Genomic DNA, 15,595 nt, shown 5'->3' with positions numbered 1-15,595 from the left:
CGAACGAGGAGACGCGATGACCGGTTCCGATGCTTCGCCGCTGCAGGTGGCCGTGATGGGGGCCGGCGCCGTCGGCTGCTTCTTCGGCGGCATGCTCGCGCGCGCCGGCCATGACGTGACGCTGATCGGGCGCCCGACCCACGTCGAGGCGATCCGCGACCACGGCCTGCGCATGGAGACCCGGATGTTCGACGAGCAGGTGCGCCTGCGCGCCGACACCGAGCCGTCCGCCGCGCGCGGCGCGCAGCTGGTGCTGTTCTGCGTGAAGTCGACGGACACGGTGGACGCGGCGCGCGAGCTGCTGCCCCACCTCGGGCCCGACACGCTGCTGCTGTCGATGCAGAACGGCGTCGACAACGCCGAGCGGCTGCGCGAGACGGTGCCGCAACCGGTGTCTGCCGCGGTGGTCTACGTGGCCACCGAGATGGCCGGCCCCGGCCACGTCAAGCACCACGGCCGCGGCGAACTCGTCATCGAGCCCGCCGCCGGCGCCGAGCGGGCGGCGCGGGCGCTGGTCGCCGCCGGCGTGCCGGTGGAGATCTCGGACAACGTGCGCGGCGCGCTGTGGTCCAAGCTGCTGATCAACTGCGCCTACAACGCGCTGTCCGCGCTGGCGCAGCAGCCCTACGGCGAGCTGGTGAAGGGCGAGGGCGTCTGGACGGTGATGGACCAGCTCGTCGACGAGGGGCTGGCGGTCGCGGCGGCCGACGGGGTGTCGCTGGTCGGCGACGTGCGTCAGGCGGTGCGCAAGATCGCCGAGACGATGCCGGGCCAGTTCTCGTCGACGGCCCAGGACCTCGGCCGCGGCAAGCGGACCGAGATCGACCACCTGAACGGCTTCCTGGTGAGCCGCGGCGAGGCGCTCGGCGTGCCGACGCCGGCCAACCGGGTCCTGCACACGCTGGTCCGGCTGGCGGAGCTGAGCCGGGACTGACCCGGACGTGAAAAAGCCGGGTCGTGCCCGGCTTCGTCGTCGAGCGCGCGCGGCGCTCAGTAGGTGATGGTCAGCGTGACCGTGTCGGCGTAGTTGCCCGGCACGATGCCGCTCAGCGACGGCAGCCGGCCGTAGACCGTCAACTGCTGCTGGCTGCCGGTGCCCGTGCCGCTGTGGACGCCGCTGCTGTTGCCGTCGCCCCAGACCTGCGTCCGGCCGGCGTCCAGGTAGAGCTGGTAGGGCAGGCTGTTGTTGCCGCTCTTCATCGCGCGCGACCCGAAGGCCGACGCGTTGCCCGCGTTGGCGCCGGCGCTCAGCGCGACGCTGTAGGGCGTGGTCTTGGTGCAGGTGACGTTGAGCGTGGTGGAGGCGTCCACCGGGCCGGGCGTCTGCAGCGGGTCGATGGCGCCGCCGAAGGTCAGCGTGCTGCCGGTGACGTTGCAGGCCACCAGGATGGTGGCGCCGACCTGGAAGGTGCCGGACGCCGTGGTCGGATTGGCGGCATGGCTGGGAACGATGGACCCGATGAGGACCGCGGCGATCGTGAACGCGCGCGGCAGTACGGCGGAAAGCGGTCGGAACGTCATGGTGTGGCTTCGAGCGTGTCGCATCGCGGGTGTCGGCGGGCTTGAAGGACTGCCGGGGCGATGCGTCCCGGCGTCGGCCTCTTGCCGTCCCTGGGTATCAATTTGACACGAATTTGCCGATTTGCCGTCGTGCGCCACTTCACGGATCAGGGCCATCGACCTAGAGAGTTCCCCCGAATCGGGGAGTCTTTCACTCTCTGGCGCTTGGTATCGCAACCATCGATGTCGGGAAGCCGCCGGCTGTCGCGGCCGTGACAGAAGTCGTCTGGCGAATCGACCGGACAGCGTCCCCGGGACCCCTCACTTGCGCATCAGCGTCGACTTGCCGAACAGCGACTCCACCAGATCCACCGCCACCAGCGCCGTCTTGTTGCGCACGTCCAGCGCGGGATTCAGCTCCATGATGTCCAGCGACGCCAGGCGCCCGGTGTCCGCGATCATCTCCATGCACAGCTGCGCCTCGCGGTAGGTCGGTCCGCCGGGGATCGTCGTGCCGACGCCGGGAGCGACATCCGGATCCAGGAAGTCGACGTCGAAGCTCACATGCAGGTGGGTGTTGGCATCCATCGTGGCCAGCGCCAGCTCCATCGTGTGGCGCATGCCCATCTCGTCGATGTAGCGCATGTCGAAGACCTCGAGCCCCACCTCGTGGACGAAGCGCTTCTCGCCCGCGTCGACGCTGCGGATGCCGATCTGGCGGATCCACTTCGGATCGACCGCGGGCACCCGGCCGCCGATCTCGATCAGCTGTTGCGGGCCGTAGCCGCACAGGCAGGCCACCGGCATGCCGTGGATGTTGCCGCTGGGGGTCAGCTTGCTGGTGTTGAAGTCCGCATGCGCGTCCAGCCACAGCACCCGCAGCTTCTTGCCGGTGTCGCGGCAGTGATGCGCGACTGCCGCGATCGAGCCCAGCCCCAGGCAGTGGTCGCCGCCCAGCAGGATCGGCATGCGGCCGGCGCCGAGCTCGCCGTACACCGCGTCATGCACCGCCTGGTTCCAGGCGGCGACTTCCTCCAGGTGGCGGTAGCCGTCGGTCGGCGGCAGCCACGGGTTCGACGGACCGGCCAGGTTGCCGCAGTCCTTGACCTCCACGCCGTGCGCGCGCAGCGCCTCGGCCAGGCCCGCCACGCGCAGGGCCTCCGGTCCCATGCTGGCGCCGCGGGCGCCGGCCCCCACGTCGGTGGGGGCGCCGATCAGGCTCACGTGTCGTGCTGCGGTCATGGTCGAACCTCTCTTGCTCTGTGGCCCGAAGGCCGGATCGATGGATCAGGGGATCACGTGGCGCCGTCGGTCCCGTGGCCGTTGCCGCTGGCGGTGGAGCCGATGTCGTACTCCTTCTTCAGCAGGGCCCAGGCCTCGTCGGCGGACTCCACGTAGTGGAAGAGCTGCTCGTCGCCGGGACTGATCATCCCGGTGTCGATCAGCAGCTCGAAATCGATCAGCCGCGACCAGAAGTCGCGCCCGAACAGCAGGATCGGCCGGCGGCGGCACTTGCCGGTCTGCACCAGCGTCAGCGTCTCGAACAGCTCGTCCAGCGTGCCGAACCCGCCCGGGAACGCGACCAGCGCCACCGAGCGGATCAGGAAGTGCATCTTGCGCAGCCCGAAGTAGTGGAAGCGGAAGCACAGCTCCGGGGTGATGTACTGGTTGGGCCGCTGCTCGTGCGGCAGCACGATGTTCAGCCCGATGCTCTGGCCGCCCGCCTCGTGCGCGCCGCGGTTGCCCGCTTCCATGATCCCGGGGCCGCCGCCGGTGACGACGTACAGCGGATGCGGATGGTCCTTCGTCTCCTCGGTCACCATCCGCGCGAACTTGCGCGCTTCCTCGTAATAGCCGCTCATCACCAGCCGGCGCTCGGCGCGCTGCAGCGCCGTCTCGTCCTTGGCCGCGCGCGCCGCGTCGACGGCGGCCTGCGCCGACTCGCGGTCGGCGATGCGGGCGCTGCCGAAGATCACCACCGTCGACTGGATGTTCAGTTCCTGCTGGATCAGCTCCGGCTTCAGCAGCTCCAGCTGCATGCGCACCGGGCGCAGCTCGGGCCGGACCAGGAAGTCGGTGTCGGTGAACGCCAGCCGGTAGGCGCTGGGCGGGTTCGCGTCGAACGCGGCGTCGAAGGCGGCCTGTTGTTCGACTTCCTCCTGCGCGGAGGGGAAGTTGCGGGCGGTGAGTTTGTCGCTTCTGATCATGATTCGGTGGCCCGAGAGCTTAGGGGCGTTGGCACTTAATTTCTGTTCGTCTCGAAGGGCGCGAGCCCCCGTGGACGTCGGTTTGTTGCATGGGCGCGGACCGCGTGCGGCAACGCGCGGTCAGTGGCCGCCGCAGCAGGCGCATCGCGGGTCGCGCGCGACCCGCAGGTCGGTCCATTCCATCCGGCGGCCGTCCAGCATCAGCAGCCGGCCCGGCAGCGTCGAGCCCATGCCGCAGAGCAGCTTCAGCGCCTCGGCCGCCTGCATGCTGCCGACGATGCCCACCAGCGGCGCGAACACGCCCATCACCGCGCAGCGCTGCTCCTCGGGCGGCTGGTCCGCCGGGAACAGGCAGGCGTAGCAGGGGAAGTCGCGGCCGCGGCTGTCGTAGACGCTCAGCTGCGCGTCGAAGCCCAGCGCCGCGCCGGAGACCAGCGGCTTGCCGTGCCGCACGCAGGCGGCGTTGACGAGGTGGCGCGTCGGGAAGTTGTCGGTGCAGTCCAGCACCACGTCGGCCTGCGGCACCAGCTCGTCGAGCAGCGCCGCGTCGGCGCGCGCGACCAGCGGGCGGATCCGGGGCTCCGGGTTGATCGCCGCGATGCCGGCCGCGGCCGACAGCGCCTTGGGCTGGTCGACGCGGTCCAGGCTGTGCGCGATCTGTCGCTGCAGGTTGGTCACGTCGACGCGGTCGTGGTCGACCAGCGTGATCCGGCCCACGCCGGCCGTGCCCAGGAACAGCGCCGCCGGCGATCCCAGCCCGCCGGCGCCGATCACCAGCGCGTGCGCGTCCAGCAGGCGCTGCTGGCCCTCCACGCCGATGTCGTCCAGCAGGATGTGGCGCGAGTAGCGCAGCAGTTGGTCGTCGTCCATGCTCACTCCGGCTGGGCGGCGTCGTCGCCGGCCTGCGCCTGGCGCAGGCCCACCTGCAGCGGCAGCTTCAGCGCCTCCTTGCCGCGCTGCACCGCGATCACCGTCTGGCTCTCGGGCTTGAGCGCGGCCACGACGTTGACCAGCTCGCGCGGCGTGCGCACCGCCTGGCCGCCGACCTCGGTCACGACGTCGCCCGCCTCCAGGCCGGCCTTGGCCGCCGGACTGGCCTTGAAGACCTCCTTGACCAGCACGCCGTGGTCGACCGAGAGCTTCAGCGTGTCGACCACCTCGGGGTTGATGTCGCCGGTGATCACGCCCAGCCAGCCGCGCGAGACCTTGCCGTCCTTCACCAGCGCCTCCAGCACTTGGTAGGCCGAGTCCACCGGGATCGCGAAGCCGATGCCCAGGCTGCCGCCGCCGGTGCGCGAGTAGATCGCGGTGTTGATGCCGACCAGCCGCCCCTGCACGTCGACCAGCGCGCCGCCGGAGTTGCCGGGGTTGATGGCGGCGTCGGTCTGGATGAAGTTCTCGAAGGTGCTCAGGCCCAGCTGCGTGCGCCCGAGCGCGCTGACGATGCCCGAGGTCACCGTCTGCCCGACGTTGAACGGATTGCCGATGGCCAGCACCACGTCGCCGACCTGCAGCTCGCCGGCCTTGCCCGGATGGATGACCGGCAGCGGCGGCGGCAGCGTGATGCGCAGCACCGCCAGGTCGGTCTCGGGATCGGTGCCGACCAGGCGCGCCGCGGTGTCGCGGCCGTCGGCCAGCTGCACGCGGATCTCGGTCGCGCCGGAGACGACATGGTTGTTGGTCAGCACGTAGCCCTCGGGCGAGACGATCACGCCGGAGCCCAGCCCCGTCTGCGGCCGCTGCTGCGGCAGCCGCTTGCCGAAATGGAAGCGCAGCCAGGGGTCGGCCTCGATCTCGCGCTGGCTGGGCGCGGGCTTGTTCGCCAGCACCGCCACCACCGCCGGCGAGGCCGCCTGCGCCGCGGCCGCGAAGCTGAACTGCACCGCCGCGCGGGGCGGCGCGCCGGCGGCCGCGGGCAGCGTGGGAACGACCTGGGGCGCCTCGTGCAGCCATTGCGGCTTGAGCGTCGACACGACGAAGTAGCCGGCCAGCGCCACCGTGGTGGCCTGGGAGAAAATCAGCCAGGTTTGACGCAAGAGAGATCCTGTCATGGCACATCGCACGGAGCTGGAGCGGCTGCTCGCCGCCACGCTGGAGCCCACGCGCTTCAAGGATTATGGGCCGAACGGTCTTCAGGTCGAGGGCCGCGATCCGATCCGCCGCCTGGTGTGCGGGGTGACCGCCAGCCTCGCGCTGATCGACGCCGCCATCGAGGCGGACGCCGATGCGATCCTGGTCCACCACGGCCTGTTCTGGCGCGGCCAGGACGGCCGCGTCACCGGCTGGATGAAGCAGCGGCTGTCGCGCCTGCTGACCCGCGACATCAACCTGTTCGCCTACCACCTGCCGCTGGACGCGCATCCCGAACTCGGCAACAACGCGCAACTGGCGAAACACCTCGGGTGGGCCGCCGACGGCCGTTTCGGCGAGCAGGACCTGGGCTTCATCGGGGCGCTGCCGGCGGGGCTGGCCACGCTCGATGCGCTGAGCGCCCACGTGGCGCAGCGCCTGGGCCGCGCCACCGTGCAGGCCGCCGGCGACGGCCGGCCGCTGCGGCGCGTGGCCTGGTGCACCGGCGGCGCGCAGGGCTACTTCGAGGCCGCCATCGCCGCCGGCGCCGATGTCTTCCTCACCGGCGAGATCTCCGAACCCCAGGCCCACTACGCGGCCGAGACCGGCGTGGCCTTCATCGCCGCCGGCCACCACGCGACCGAGCGCTACGGCGTGCAGGCGCTGGGCGCGCAGGTGGCCGAGCAGCTCGGCCTGCAGTACACGTTCATCGACATTCCGAACCCCGCATGAGCGACGACCAACTGGCCGGCGCCGCCGGGACGACCTCCGCAGCCCCCTCCGCGGGCACGGCGACCGCCTCCCCCGACGCGGTCGCCGCGACGGCCCCCGCCATGTCCGCCGGCGCGAGCCCGCGGCCCCTGCTGCTGACGATGGGCGACGCCTGCGGCATCGGCCCCGAGGTCGCCGTCGGCGCCTGGGCGCGCGATCGCGGCGCGGACCTGCGGCTGGTCGGCGACGCGACGGTGTTCCGGCGCGCGCTCGGCGTCATGGGCCTGGACCTGCCGGTGGCGGTGCTGGACCGCGCCGACGACCTCGCGCCGCCGGACTGCCTGCCGGTGTGGGAGCCGCCGGGGCTGCCGGCGGACCTGCTGGCGCAGCCGCTCGGCCAGGTGAGCGCCGCGGCCGGCGCGGCGGCGGCCGCCTGCATCGTCGCGGCGGTCCGCGAGCAGCAGGCCGGGCGCTCGCGCGCGCTGGTGACCGCGCCGATCCACAAGGAGGCGCTGCATGCCGCCGGCATCGACCATCCCGGCCACACCGAGCTGCTGCAGGCGCTGTGCGCCGACGCGCAGGGGCAACTGCCGCCGGTGCGGATGATGCTGGCCAACGACGAGCTGCGCGTGGTGCTGGTGACGATCCACGTCGCGCTGCGCCGGGCGGTGGACCAGATCACCACCGGGCGCGTGCTGCAGACGATCCGCATCGCCGACGCGGCCTTGCGGCGCGCCGGCATCGCCGCGCCACGGATCGCGGTGGCGGGCCTGAATCCGCACGCGGGCGAGGGCGGCCTGTTCGGCGACGAGGAGATCGTGCACATCGCGCCGGCCATCGCGCAGGCGCGCTCGCTGGGCCTGGACGCCAGCGGCCCGTTCGCGCCGGACACGATCTTCATGCGCGCGCGCCATGCGCCGCCGAAGCACCCGGGCGAGTTCGACGCGGTCGTGGCGATGACGCACGACCAGGGCCTGATCCCGGTGAAGTACCTGGGGGTGGAGGAGGGCGTCAACGTGACGCTGGGCTTGCCGCTGGTGCGCACCAGCCCCGACCACGGCACCGCCTTCGACATCGCCGGCACCGGCCGGGCGGACCCGTCGAGCATGTCCGCCGCGATCCGCATGGCCCGGGCGATGTCGGCCTGAGCGGCTCCCCCGGCGGCGTGTCCCACTTCAAGGGGGGCGCGGCGAGGTGGCGGACGCGCGAGGCCGGCGCCCATAATCGTCGGCACTTCAAGTCAACGGGGGAATCGCATGACCAAGACATCCCAGGCGCGTTCCACGCGCTGGGCGCTGCTGGCGCTGGCCGGCGCGCTGCAATTCGGCGCCATCGGCGCCGCCTCGGCCCAGGAGGTCCGCGAGTCGCTGAACGTCTGGTTCGACGTGCTGTTCGACGAGAACGGCCAGGCCCAGCAGATCACGCCGATCGACGAGTCGACCCAGTCGCCCGGGTTCTGGCAGCAGATGTCGGCCCGGCTCCAGAAGGCCAAGATCCCGCCGCGGCAGGAAGGCGGCCGCAACGTCAGCTTCCGCACCGGCGTGCAGCTGTACCTGGCGGTGGACAAGGAGAAGTCGAGCGTGGCGATCCGCCACATGCGGATGTCGCCGATCCCGACCAAGGTCTACTACGCCGCCTATCCGAGGGACACCGGCGCGGGCTGGGAAGGCGAACTCAAGATGATCTGCCGCGTCGGGACCGAGGGCACCTGCGTCCAGGCCAACGTCGAGGCGCCGGCGGGCATGCCGGAATCGGTGCGCCGCTTCGGCCGCGCGTCGATGGACCAGTGGCGCTTCAAGCCGCAGGAGGCGGACGGCAAGCCGATCGAGGGCGAGTACGTCGTGACGATGAAGCTGCGCACCGAGGACTTCCAGCCCGTCGACTTCCGCGACCCGAGAAAGCTCTGAGCCGGCGGCGGCGTCCCGGGACGGGGCGCCGCGACGGCGGGCGCCGTCAGTGCGCCTTGGCGCCCAGCGCGGCGAGTTGCTGCCGCGCGCGGGCGGTGGCGCGCTCGAGCAGATGGGCGTGTTCGTAGGCGCGCAGGCGGCCCGCCTCGCAGAGCTTGCGCAGCATCCGCGTCGTCATCGTCAGCGTTTCCTGGTGCTTGGTGCCGTGCGTGAAGATGAAGAAGCTGCGCGTGGCGCTGATGTGGGCCAGCCGCACCTTCACCCAGTCGCCGTCGCGGTGCATGCGGTAGGCGGTGCCGATCTGCAGGTGATCGATCAGCAGTTCGCCGGCATGCGGCGTCGGCGCTTCTTCCGCCGCGGGCAGGCCGTCGATGCTGATGTCGACCGCCAGCAGCGGCTGCTGTTCCTCGGCGCTGAGGTCGATGTCGACCTGACCGTCCCAGTCGACGTGCTCATCCTCGACCAGGCCGAGCCGGCGGGCTTCCTCGTCGGTGAGCTTCTCGGTGAGGTCGACGTCCAGCGCCGCGGCGCCGGGGGCGGGCAGGTCCTGCTCGCGCGGCGGCGCCATGCCGAAGACCGACTCCAGCTGCTTGGCCAGCAGGTTGTATTCGAGCGGGCTGAGCGCCTGGCCCTTGAGCGACTCGGCATGCGCCGGCAGTAGTTCGGCGAAGAACTTCTTGCGCGCCGGCTCCGGCCAGCGGATCAGGTCCAGGCCTTCGTTGAGCGTGCGCATCAGCACCGGCAGCGAGGCCAGGAAACCCTGGCGCTGCTGCGGCGTCGTCTTCGGCTGGACCGACAGCACCAGGTCGCGGCCCATCTGGCGCAGCCGCTCGACCAGCGCGGCGTCCAGGTCCGGATGCCGCGACGCATGGACCAGCACCTCGCTCCAGGTCTGCGTCAGGAAGTCGCGCAGGAAATCCCGCATGTCGACGCTGGCCATCGCCTGCTGCAGCTGCTGCATGTAGCGGCGCTGCAGGCGCAGCTCGGTCTCCTTGCGTTCCAGCAGCGCGGCGGTGTCGCCTTGCGCCTTCAGCGTCTGGGCCGTCTGCTCCTGGATGAAGTGTTCGAGCTGGTCCAGCTTGGACTCGTAGAGGTCCATGCGGTCGAAGTCGCCGCTGACCACGTCCTGGACCAGTTCGCGCACCAGCGCGAGGAAGGACTTGCCGGGATCCTCGGTGAAGTCGTCGTAGGCTGCCGCGAGGGTCGCGATGCGGTTCACCAGCCGCCGCACCGGATGCCGGCGCGACGAGAAGAACGAGCGGTCGCCCAGCGCCGCGCGCAGCACCGGCAGCTGCAGCCGGGCGATCTGCTGCGCCATCAGCGGCGGCAGCTTGGCGTCGGACAGGATCTGGTCGAACAGGCCGGCGACGACGTCGATGACCATGTGGTCGAGCGAGCCGCTGGCCGCCTGCCGCAGTTCGTCGCGGTGCAGGTGGATCAGGTTGGGCGGCAGCACGATGGGGCCGCCCTCGACATAGGCGCCCGGGTCGGCGTCCCAGCCCTGCCACTGGCTGTTGGCCGCCAGGCCGCCGCCGCCGGTGGTCGGGCCGCCGAGGCCGCCCGCGGGACTCTGGGCCAGCCGGCGCAGCAGGTCCATCAGCTGCGGATCGACCGCGCCGCCGCCGTGGCCGCCATGGCCGCCGTAGTTGCCGCCGGTCGACGCGTAGCCCCCGTGGCCGCTGCCATGGAAACCGCCGGCCATGCTGTGCAGCGCGCCGGCGCGGCTGCCGTTGCCGTTGCCGTGCACGCTGTGCAGTCCGCCGGGCATGGTCGCGTAGCGGCTGTCGTGCAGCGGCACGCCGGACGTGGTGCCGCCGGGGCCCGCGGCGGCGCGTGTCGAGCCGCCGGTCGCGCGCACGCGCAAGTCCTGCGGACGCAGGCCGCGGCTACGGAACAGGCCGGCGATGTCGGCGTAGCAGGCGCGCATCTCCAGCGACAGCGCCCGGGTGAGTTCATCGGTCAGGACCTGGCGGGTCTCCGGGTCGTCGGTGACCGCGTTGACCCCCTCGATCAGCGCCTGCGCGATCGCCTGGGGGCGCAACGGATGGCGGTCCTCGGCGATGCCGGGGATGTCGCCCATGTAGGAATTGACCTCGCGCAGTTCCCACTCGCTCTGGTGGCCCAGCGCCAGGCCGATCCGGTCGGTCGCGACCATCGTGTTGACCTGGTCGTCGTCCATCAGCGAGAGCTCGTCCCATTGCGTCTTGGACGAGGCGCGGCTCGGGGCAGCCAGCGTGCCCGGGGAGGGCGTCTCCGCCGCCTGCTGGCGCATCGACTGGTCGAAACGTTGCGAGAACAAGGCCTGATGCTTGCGGAAGATGAATTGCGCGGACAGCAGCGCGTCTCGCCGCTTGGCCTGTCCAGAGGACAGAGCGGCGAGACCTAGACCTTCGGCGCCGCGCTCGGCGGCTTGTTCCACTGCCAAGCGCACGCGCTGCAGCGCCGCGTCGACGTGGGGGTTCAGACGGTTCATCGAGGCATCAGGCACATTGTGGTGACCACACCACATGACAAGTATCGGCGATGGCCATCCCTCGTCCGGGTGGGGTCCACCCGGCTTGTGCGCAAAAGGTGACGATTGATGAAAGCTTTACGCTTTGTCACGCCTCAGCGCGTCGCGGATCTCGCGAAGCAACTGGATGTCCTCGGGCGTCGCCGGCGGCTCGGCCGGGGCGGCGGGCGCCTCGCGCTTGAGGCGGTTCACCTGCTTGACCATCATGAAGATGATCAGCGCCAGGATGATGAAATTCAGCAGCACCGTCAGGAAGCTGCCGTAGGCGAACAGCGGGACGCCGGCCTTGGTGAGGGCCTCGTAGGTCATCGGGCCGGCGTAGTTCTTGGGCGGGTCCGACAGCAGGATGAAGTAGTTGCTGAAGTCCAGTCCGCCGACCGCCTTGCCGACGAGCGGCATGATCAGGTCCTTGACCACGGAGTCGACGATCTTGCCGAAGGCGCCGCCGATGATCACGCCGACGGCGAGGTCCATCACGTTGCCCTTGACGGCGAACTCACGGAATTCGGTCAAAAAACCCATCGCATGCTCCTTGTGCTCCACGTGTGCGAAGGCGCCCACTACCAAGCGCTTTCCCGGGGGCTCCTCCGCCCTCCGGGCAAGCATCCTACCGGCGTTTGCACCACGACCGATGTCAAGGCTGGTGCGCCGATGCACATCGGTAGAGCGCCTAGGGTCGGCCGGAGACTTTCTTACCTAGAATCTTTGGTTGCCCCTGATCAGAAGTTCCCTGTAAGGACCCTCATGAGTGACCCACAAGTGGACCAAGGCAAGCGCACCTGGCTGATTGCGACCGGATGCGCGGGAGCAGTAGGCGGCGTGGCCACCGCCGTCCCGTTCGTCAGCACCTTCGCTCCCAGCGAGCGCGCCAAGGCGGCCGGTGCCGCCGTCGAAGTCGACATCGGCGCCCTCTCCCCCGGCCAGAAGATGACCGTCGAGTGGCGTGGCAAGCCGGTATGGATCGTCCGCCGGACCAAGGAGCAGCTCGACGCGCTCAAGGGCAACGATCCGGACCTCGCCGATCCGCAGTCCGATCGCAAGGCCTTCCCGATCCCCCCCTACGCCAAGAACGAATGGCGCTCGCTCAAGCCCGAGTACCTCGTCGTGGTGGGCATCTGCTCCCACCTCGGCTGCTCGCCCAGCGACAAGTTCCAGGCGGGGCCGCAGCCCTCGCTGCCGGACAACTGGCATGGCGGCTTCCTCTGCCCGTGCCACGGCTCGACCTTCGACATGGCCGGCCGCGTCTTCAAGAACAAACCCGCGCCCGACAACCTCGAAGTGCCCCCGTACACCTTCCTGTCGGACACCCGGCTGTTGATCGGTGAAGACAAGCAGGCCTAACCCGGAGCGAGATCCACGACATGGCTGAATTCAAGGAAGCACCCGCCGGCGCTCCGATGGGCGTCCGGCTGATGACCTGGGTGGACAACCGGTTCCCCGCGTCCCAGCTCTACAAGGAGCACATGTCGGAGTACTACGCTCCGAAGAACTTCAACTGGTGGTACATCTTCGGCTCGCTGGCGCTGCTGGTGCTGGTGATCCAGATCGTCACCGGGATCTTCCTGGTGATGCACTACAAGCCCGACTCGGCCCTGGCCTTCGCCTCGGTCGAGTACATCATGCGGGACGTCCCGTGGGGCTGGCTGATCCGCTACATGCACTCGACGGGCGCGTCCGCGTTCTTCGTCGTCGTCTACCTGCACATGTTCCGCGGGCTGCTGTACGGCTCGTACCGCAAGCCGCGCGAGCTGGTGTGGATCTTCGGCTGCGCGATCTTCCTGTGCCTGATGGCCGAGGCCTTCATGGGCTACCTGCTGCCCTGGGGCCAGATGTCGTACTGGGGCGCGCAGGTGATCGTGAACCTGTTCGCCGCGGTGCCGTTCGTCGGCCCGGACCTGGCGCTGCTGATCCGCGGCGACTACGTCGTCGGCGACGCGACGCTGAACCGCTTCTTCAGCTTCCACGTGATCGCGGTGCCGCTGGTGCTGCTGGGCCTGGTGGTGGCGCACATCATCGCGCTGCACGAGGTGGGCTCGAACAACCCGGACGGCGTGGAGATCAAGGCGAAGAAGGGCCCGGACGGCCTGCCGCTGGACGGCATCCCGTTCCATCCGTACTACACGGTGCACGACCTGTTCGGCGTCGGGCTGTTCCTGATGGCCTTCTCGGCGGTGATCTTCTTCGCGCCGGAGCTGGGCGGCTACTTCCTGGAATACAACAACTTCATCCCGGCCGACCCGCTGAAGACGCCGCCGCACATCGCGCCGGTCTGGTACTTCACGCCGTTCTACTCGATGCTGCGCGCCACCACCGACGTGATGGTCCAGGTGCTGTGCGGCGTGATCGGGCTGTCGGCGGTCGTCACGCTGCTGCGCGGCGGCCTGTCGGCGATGGGCAAGGGGATCGTGGTCGTGGGCGCGGTGGTCGGCATCGCGCTGCTGCTGACCTTCGACGCGAAGTTCTGGGGTGTCGTCGTCATGGGCGGCGCGGTCATCATCCTGTTCTTCCTGCCCTGGCTGGACCACAGCCCGGTCAAGTCGATCCGCTACCGGCCCGACTGGCACAAGTACCTCTACGCGCTGTTCGTGCTGCTGTTCCTGGTGCTCGGCTACCTGGGCGTCAAGCCGCCGTCGGACGCGGGAACGATCGTGTCGCAGATCGGCACGCTGTACTACTTCGGCTTCTTCCTGCTGATGCCGTGGTGGAGCAAGGCCGGCCAGTTCAAGCCGGTGCCCGATCGCGTCACGTACCACCCGCACTGAACCGCCAACGTCACGGAGTCGAACGAATGAAGAAAATCATCGCCACGCTGCTGACGTCGCTGTGCCTGGGCGCGGGCCTGACGTCGACGGCGCTCGCGTCGGAGGGCGGGATCGAGTGGGACCGCTTCCCGGTCCAGAAGATGAACGACCTGGCCTCGCTGCAGAACGGCGCCAAGATCTTCGTCAACTACTGCCTGAACTGCCACAGCGCGAGCTTCATGCGCTACAACCGGCTGAAGGACATCGGCCTGACCGACGACCAGATCAAGAACAACCTGCTGTTCGCCGGGGAGAAGGTGGGCGAGACCATGAAGGTCTCGCTGGACCCGAAACAGGCCAAGGACTGGTTCGGCGCCATGCCGCCCGACCTGAGCGTGATCGCCCGTTCCCGGGCCGACGGCGCCAAGGGAACAGGAGCGGATTACCTGTATACCTACCTGCGAAAGTACTACCGCGACGAAACCAAGGCCACGGGATGGAATAATCTCGCCTTCCCCAGCGTGGCGATGCCGCACGTGCTGTGGGAACTCCAGGGCGTCCGCACCGCCAAGTTCGAGGAAGTTAAGGACCCGCATGACCCGAGCAAGGTCACGCATGTCTTCAAGGACTTCGAGCAGGTCACGCCCGGAACGATGACGAAGCAGCAGTACGACGAGGCCATGGGCGACCTGGTCGCCTATCTCCAGTGGATGGGCGAGCCGGCGCAGGGGCTGCGTTTCCGGCTGGGGATCATCGTGGTGCTGTTCCTGCTGGGGTTCACCGTGTTCGCCTGGCGCTTGAACGCCTCCTATTGGAAGGACGTCAAGTAAAAGAACCGATGGCTCGGCCGCAGGCCGGGTCCTCAAGCGCAGTGGGGCGCCGAACAGGCTCCCACTGCGTTGTCGTTTGTTTGTTAGGTCTTTGACCGCGCCGGCCCCGTGCTGGTGTTGTTGTTAGAAAACGAGGACGCCGAGAGGCGTCGATCAGGAGTCCACTGCCATGATGGTGCTTTATTCCGGAACCACTTGCCCCTACTCGCACCGTTGCCGGTTCGTGCTGTTCGAGAAGGGCATGGACTTCGAGATCCGTGACGTCGACCTGTTCGCCAAGCCCGAAGACATCGCGCTGATGAACCCGTACAACGAGGTGCCGATCCTCGTGGAACGCGACCTGATCCTGTACGAGTCGCACATCATCAACGAGTACATCGACGAGCGCTTCCCGCATCCGCAGCTGATGCCCGGCGACCCGGTGGCCCGTGCCCGCGTGCGCCTGTTCCTGTTCAACTTCGAGAAGGAACTGTTCGCCCACGTCAACGTGCTGGAGAACCGCGGCCAGGCCGTCAAGCCGACGGAGAAGCAGCTCGAGAAGGCGCGTTCGCAGATCCGCGACCGCCTGACGCAGCTGGCGCCGATCTTCCTGAAGAACAAGTACATGCTGGGCGACGACTTCTCGATGCTGGACGTCGCGATCGCGCCGCTGCTGTGGCGCCTGGACTACTACGGCATCGACATGTCGAAGAACGCCGTGCCGCTGCTGAAGTACGCCGAGCGGATCTTCTCGCGTCCGGCCTACATCGAGGCGCTGACGCCGTCCGAGAAGGTGATGCGCAAGTAATACACTGCGTCGCTATGGATGACAGCAAGGACGGTGGCGGCAACGCCGCCAGCTCGACGCGGCCGTATCTGATCCGCGCCCTGCACGAGTGGTGCACCGACAACGGTTTCACGCCCTACATCGCGGTCCACGTGGACCGCATGGTGCAGGTGCCGCTGGAGTACGTCAGCAACAACGAGATCGTGCTCAACGTCGGCTTCGACGCGACGAGCAACCTCGACCTCGGCAATGAGCTGATCCAGTTCAAGGCCCGTTTCGGCGGGGTGGCGCGCGAGATCATCGTGCCGGTCGATCACGTCGTGGCGATCTACGCGCGCGAGAACGGCCAGG

At 69.3% G+C, this 15,595-nt stretch carries 16 protein-coding genes; 9 read left to right on the top strand and 7 right to left on the bottom strand.

The window, feature by feature from the left end:
- The first annotated feature begins 40 nt into the window (after nucleotides 1-40).
- The gene (locus tag N5D62_RS26340; RefSeq protein ID WP_279761019.1) at nucleotides 41-934 is read left to right on the top strand and encodes a 2-dehydropantoate 2-reductase; all 894 of its coding nucleotides are present in this window, start codon (nucleotides 41-43) and stop codon (nucleotides 932-934) included.
- A 56-nt stretch (nucleotides 935-990) separates the two neighbouring features.
- Here N5D62_RS26340 and N5D62_RS26335 read toward each other — a convergent pair whose 3' ends face one another.
- The 5 genes from N5D62_RS26335 to N5D62_RS26315 form a co-directional block, all read right to left on the bottom strand.
- The gene (locus tag N5D62_RS26335) at nucleotides 991-1,521 is read right to left on the bottom strand and encodes a spore coat U domain-containing protein (RefSeq protein WP_279761003.1); all 531 of its coding nucleotides are present in this window, start codon (nucleotides 1,519-1,521) and stop codon (nucleotides 991-993) included.
- A 300-nt stretch (nucleotides 1,522-1,821) separates the two neighbouring features.
- Nucleotides 1,822-2,742 (bottom strand): arginase, encoded by a 921-nt coding sequence (rocF, locus tag N5D62_RS26330; protein WP_279761002.1) that lies wholly within the window; start codon nucleotides 2,740-2,742, stop codon nucleotides 1,822-1,824.
- A gap of 53 nt (nucleotides 2,743-2,795) precedes the next feature.
- On the bottom strand, nucleotides 2,796-3,707 hold the full coding sequence (locus N5D62_RS26325) for a TIGR00730 family Rossman fold protein (RefSeq protein WP_279761001.1): 912 nt from the start codon (nucleotides 3,705-3,707) through the stop codon (nucleotides 2,796-2,798).
- Between the two features lie 120 nt (nucleotides 3,708-3,827).
- Nucleotides 3,828-4,577 carry a HesA/MoeB/ThiF family protein gene (locus N5D62_RS26320; RefSeq protein WP_279761000.1) on the bottom strand — a complete coding sequence of 250 codons (750 nt, stop codon included), beginning with the start codon at nucleotides 4,575-4,577 and terminating at the stop codon, nucleotides 3,828-3,830.
- 2 nt (nucleotides 4,578-4,579) lie between these two features.
- On the bottom strand, nucleotides 4,580-5,743 hold the full coding sequence (locus N5D62_RS26315; RefSeq protein ID WP_279760999.1) for a trypsin-like peptidase domain-containing protein: 1,164 nt from the start codon (nucleotides 5,741-5,743) through the stop codon (nucleotides 4,580-4,582).
- A 13-nt stretch (nucleotides 5,744-5,756) separates the two neighbouring features.
- Here N5D62_RS26315 and N5D62_RS26310 point away from each other — a divergent pair, with 13 nt between their 5' ends.
- From N5D62_RS26310 to N5D62_RS26300, 3 genes are all read left to right on the top strand, one after another.
- Nucleotides 5,757-6,509, top strand: coding sequence for a Nif3-like dinuclear metal center hexameric protein (locus N5D62_RS26310; RefSeq protein WP_279760998.1), 753 nt, complete (start codon nucleotides 5,757-5,759; stop codon nucleotides 6,507-6,509).
- A gap of 101 nt (nucleotides 6,510-6,610) precedes the next feature.
- Nucleotides 6,611-7,636: a 4-hydroxythreonine-4-phosphate dehydrogenase PdxA gene (gene pdxA, locus N5D62_RS26305; RefSeq protein ID WP_279761018.1), complete on the top strand. Its 1,026-nt coding sequence runs from the start codon at nucleotides 6,611-6,613 to the stop codon at nucleotides 7,634-7,636.
- Nucleotides 7,637-7,744: 108 nt separating this feature from the next.
- The gene (locus N5D62_RS26300) at nucleotides 7,745-8,395 is read left to right on the top strand and encodes a hypothetical protein (protein ID WP_279760997.1); all 651 of its coding nucleotides are present in this window, start codon (nucleotides 7,745-7,747) and stop codon (nucleotides 8,393-8,395) included.
- A gap of 46 nt (nucleotides 8,396-8,441) precedes the next feature.
- On the opposite strand, the gene N5D62_RS26295 is transcribed toward N5D62_RS26300, so the two are convergent.
- Together N5D62_RS26295 and mscL are read right to left on the bottom strand one after the other, a co-directional pair.
- Nucleotides 8,442-10,868, bottom strand: a complete 2,427-nt coding sequence (locus tag N5D62_RS26295) for a DUF1631 family protein (RefSeq protein WP_279760996.1) — start codon at nucleotides 10,866-10,868, stop codon at nucleotides 8,442-8,444.
- Between the two features lie 117 nt (nucleotides 10,869-10,985).
- The gene (gene mscL / locus N5D62_RS26290; RefSeq protein WP_279760995.1) at nucleotides 10,986-11,429 is read right to left on the bottom strand and encodes a large conductance mechanosensitive channel protein MscL; all 444 of its coding nucleotides are present in this window, start codon (nucleotides 11,427-11,429) and stop codon (nucleotides 10,986-10,988) included.
- A gap of 222 nt (nucleotides 11,430-11,651) precedes the next feature.
- On the opposite strand from mscL, the gene petA reads away from it, so the two are divergent.
- The 5 genes from petA to N5D62_RS26265 form a co-directional block, all read left to right on the top strand.
- Entirely contained in the window at nucleotides 11,652-12,248 is a 597-nt protein-coding gene (petA, locus tag N5D62_RS26285; RefSeq protein ID WP_279760994.1) for a ubiquinol-cytochrome c reductase iron-sulfur subunit, read from the top strand.
- A gap of 20 nt (nucleotides 12,249-12,268) precedes the next feature.
- On the top strand, nucleotides 12,269-13,669 hold the full coding sequence (locus N5D62_RS26280; protein WP_279760993.1) for a cytochrome bc complex cytochrome b subunit: 1,401 nt from the start codon (nucleotides 12,269-12,271) through the stop codon (nucleotides 13,667-13,669).
- 26 nt (nucleotides 13,670-13,695) lie between these two features.
- Complete coding sequence (locus N5D62_RS26275; RefSeq protein WP_279760992.1) at nucleotides 13,696-14,478, top strand: cytochrome c1; 783 nt, start codon at nucleotides 13,696-13,698, stop codon at nucleotides 14,476-14,478.
- Between the two features lie 169 nt (nucleotides 14,479-14,647).
- Entirely contained in the window at nucleotides 14,648-15,265 is a 618-nt protein-coding gene (locus tag N5D62_RS26270) for a glutathione S-transferase N-terminal domain-containing protein (protein ID WP_088382809.1), read from the top strand.
- A 14-nt stretch (nucleotides 15,266-15,279) separates the two neighbouring features.
- Nucleotides 15,280-15,595, top strand: a 316-nt coding sequence (locus N5D62_RS26265) for a ClpXP protease specificity-enhancing factor (protein WP_279760991.1), incomplete at its 3' end; no start/stop codon positions are given.

Origin of the sequence: Mitsuaria sp. GD03876, from assembly GCF_029840635.1 — a bacterium.
Classification (GTDB): domain Bacteria; phylum Pseudomonadota; class Gammaproteobacteria; order Burkholderiales; family Burkholderiaceae_C; genus Roseateles.
This window is presented reverse-complemented; position numbering and strand designations above follow the sequence as displayed.

Bases quoted from the DNA above. Each gene is read 5' to 3' on its own strand.
- N5D62_RS26335 (WP_279761003.1), bottom strand. From the start codon at position 1,521: ATGACGTTCCGACCGCTTTCCGCCGTACTGCCGCGCGCGTTCACGATC.
- mscL (WP_279760995.1), bottom strand. From the start codon at position 11,429: ATGGGTTTTTTGACCGAATTCCGTGAGTTCGCCGTCAAGGGCAACGTG.
- N5D62_RS26270 (WP_088382809.1), top strand. From the start codon at position 14,648: ATGATGGTGCTTTATTCCGGAACCACTTGCCCCTACTCGCACCGTTGC.
- N5D62_RS26280 (WP_279760993.1), top strand. From the start codon at position 12,269: ATGGCTGAATTCAAGGAAGCACCCGCCGGCGCTCCGATGGGCGTCCGG.
- N5D62_RS26325 (WP_279761001.1), bottom strand. From the start codon at position 3,707: ATGATCAGAAGCGACAAACTCACCGCCCGCAACTTCCCCTCCGCGCAG.
- rocF (WP_279761002.1), bottom strand. From the start codon at position 2,742: ATGACCGCAGCACGACACGTGAGCCTGATCGGCGCCCCCACCGACGTG.
- N5D62_RS26310 (WP_279760998.1), top strand. From the start codon at position 5,757: ATGGCACATCGCACGGAGCTGGAGCGGCTGCTCGCCGCCACGCTGGAG.
- N5D62_RS26295 (WP_279760996.1), bottom strand. From the start codon at position 10,868: ATGAACCGTCTGAACCCCCACGTCGACGCGGCGCTGCAGCGCGTGCGC.
- N5D62_RS26320 (WP_279761000.1), bottom strand. From the start codon at position 4,577: ATGGACGACGACCAACTGCTGCGCTACTCGCGCCACATCCTGCTGGAC.
- petA (WP_279760994.1), top strand. From the start codon at position 11,652: ATGAGTGACCCACAAGTGGACCAAGGCAAGCGCACCTGGCTGATTGCG.
- pdxA (WP_279761018.1), top strand. From the start codon at position 6,611: ATGTCCGCCGGCGCGAGCCCGCGGCCCCTGCTGCTGACGATGGGCGAC.
- N5D62_RS26300 (WP_279760997.1), top strand. From the start codon at position 7,745: ATGACCAAGACATCCCAGGCGCGTTCCACGCGCTGGGCGCTGCTGGCG.
- N5D62_RS26275 (WP_279760992.1), top strand. From the start codon at position 13,696: ATGAAGAAAATCATCGCCACGCTGCTGACGTCGCTGTGCCTGGGCGCG.